At 30.6% G+C, this 2,222-nt stretch carries 2 protein-coding genes; both read left to right on the plus strand.

The window, feature by feature from the left end:
- Nucleotides 1-979 (plus strand): type I restriction-modification system subunit M (locus IBX42_RS12180; protein ID WP_294933201.1); only part of this gene is annotated, 979 nt, incomplete at its 5' end.
- Nucleotide 980: 1 nt separating this feature from the next.
- The gene (locus tag IBX42_RS12185) at nucleotides 981-2,171 is read left to right on the plus strand and encodes a restriction endonuclease subunit S (RefSeq protein WP_294933202.1); all 1,191 of its coding nucleotides are present in this window, start codon (nucleotides 981-983) and stop codon (nucleotides 2,169-2,171) included.
- Nucleotides 2,172-2,222: the final 51 nt, after the last annotated feature.

A 2,222-nucleotide genomic window follows, 5' to 3' on the forward strand; every position in this document is an offset into this window, starting at 1 on the left:
ACACTTTGCAAGTGATGCAGGGAAAAAAGGTGGGGAGTTTTATACACCAAGTGAGGTATCAACTCTTTTAGCAAAACTAGTTGAACCAAAAGAGGGAGAGATGATCTATGATCCTACATGTGGTTCTGGTTCACTTCTTATCAAAGCATCTAAAGAGATAGGAAGTAAAAACTTTCGTCTTTATGGGCAAGAGAAAAATGGACAAACTCAAGCACTTTGTAAGATGAATATGTTTTTACATGAAATAAACGATGCAATAATAGAGTGGGGAGATACGATAAGAAATCCACTTCATCTACAAGACAATCTTCTTAAAACATTTGATGTGGTTGTAGCAAATCCACCGTTTAGTCTTGATAAATGGGGAGCTGATTTTGCCCAGAACGATCCCTTTATGAGATTTAATCACTATGAAGTACCACCAAAAAGTAAAGGCGACTATGCTTTTGTGATACATATGATAAAAAGTTTAAATGAACATGGAAGAATGGGAGTAGTACTTCCGCATGGTGTATTATTCAGAGGTGCTAGTGAAGGTAAAATTAGAAAAAGACTAATTGAGCAAAACTTACTAGATGCTATCATAGGATTACCTGCAAACCTTTTCTTTGGTACAGGTATTCCAGCAACAATACTTGTTTTTAAAAAGAATAGAATACATAACGATATTTTATTTATAGATGCAAGTAGAGAGTTTGACAAAGCAAAAAATCAAAATAATATTAATGATGTAAATATTGATAAAATCATCGAAACATATAGAAATAGAAGCGAAATAGAGAAGTACTCACATGTAGCTACTCTTGAAGAGATACAAGAAAATGACTATAACTTAAACATCCCAAGATATGTAGATACATTTGAGGAAGAAAATCCTGTAGATATAGAAGCTACAAAAGCAAATATCTCAAAAATAGAGAATGAACTTGTAGCTATAAAAACTCAAATGAGTACTTATCTAAAAGAGTTGGGGCTATAAGATGGAAACTTTAGTGCCAAAGGGCTATCAAGAAACAAAACTTGGTTTTGTACCAAAAGATTGGAATATTGTTAAGTTGAGAGATATTGCAACAAAGTGTACTAAAAAAAATACTGATGAAAGTATTACTACAGTTTTTTCAAACTCTGCTGTAAATGGAATAGTTTTACAAAATGAATATTTTGATAAAGATATTGCACAACAAGGGAATTTAGACGGGTATTATATAGTTGAAAGTGGTGATTTTGTTTATAATCCTCGTATTTCTAATAATGCTCCAGCTGGACCAATTAATAGAAATTTACATACTCAAACTGGAGTGGTATCGCCACTTTATACCGTTTTTCGTTCAAAATTAAATGAGCAAACAAACTTTCTCGAACATTTTTTCAAAAGTACTAAATGGCTTAAATATATGATGAGTATTGCTAATTATGGTGCTAGACATGACAGAATGAATGTAACTAGTGATGATTTTTTTGACATGCCAATACCTATGCCTAAAGATCAAGAACAAATAAAAATAGCTCAAATTCTTACTACTTGGGATGAAGCTATAATAAAACAAGAAAAACTTATTAAAGAAAAAGAGCAACTAAAAAAAGGTTTAATGCAAAAGCTTTTAAGTGGTGAAATCCGTTTTCAAGGTTTTAATGAAGATTGGAAGTTTGTTAAGTTAGGTGATTTACTTGATTATCTGCAACCGACACAATATTTAGTTTCTGATACAAATTATAGTGATGAATATGAAACTCCAGTTTTAACTGCAGGAAAGACATTTATTTTAGGTTATACGAATGAAACTGAAGGGATATTTGAAGACAATCTACCAGTTATAATTTTTGATGATTTTACAACTGCAACACAATTTGTAGATTTTCCATTTAAAGCAAAATCTTCAGCAATGAAAATTTTAAAACCAAAAGATAAGTCGGTTAATGTCAAATTGATTTATGAAATAATGCAAATGATTAATTTTGTTGCTGATGATCATAAGAGATATTGGATTTCTGAGTATCAAGAATTAGAAATTAAACTTCCTTCAAAAGAAGAACAATTAAAAATAAGTGAATTTCTGAATACGATAAACAATGAAATAAATCTACTCAAAAATGAACTTGAAGAACTGAAAATACAAAAAAAAGCACTTATGCAAAAACTATTAACAGGACAAGTGAGGGTTAAGGTATGAAAATTGATTTAGATAATCCGCTATCTTCAGAAATGATTGGAGAAATACTTA

Origin of the sequence: Sulfurimonas sp. (assembly GCF_014859695.1) — a bacterium.
GTDB lineage: Bacteria > Campylobacterota > Campylobacteria > Campylobacterales > Sulfurimonadaceae > Sulfurimonas.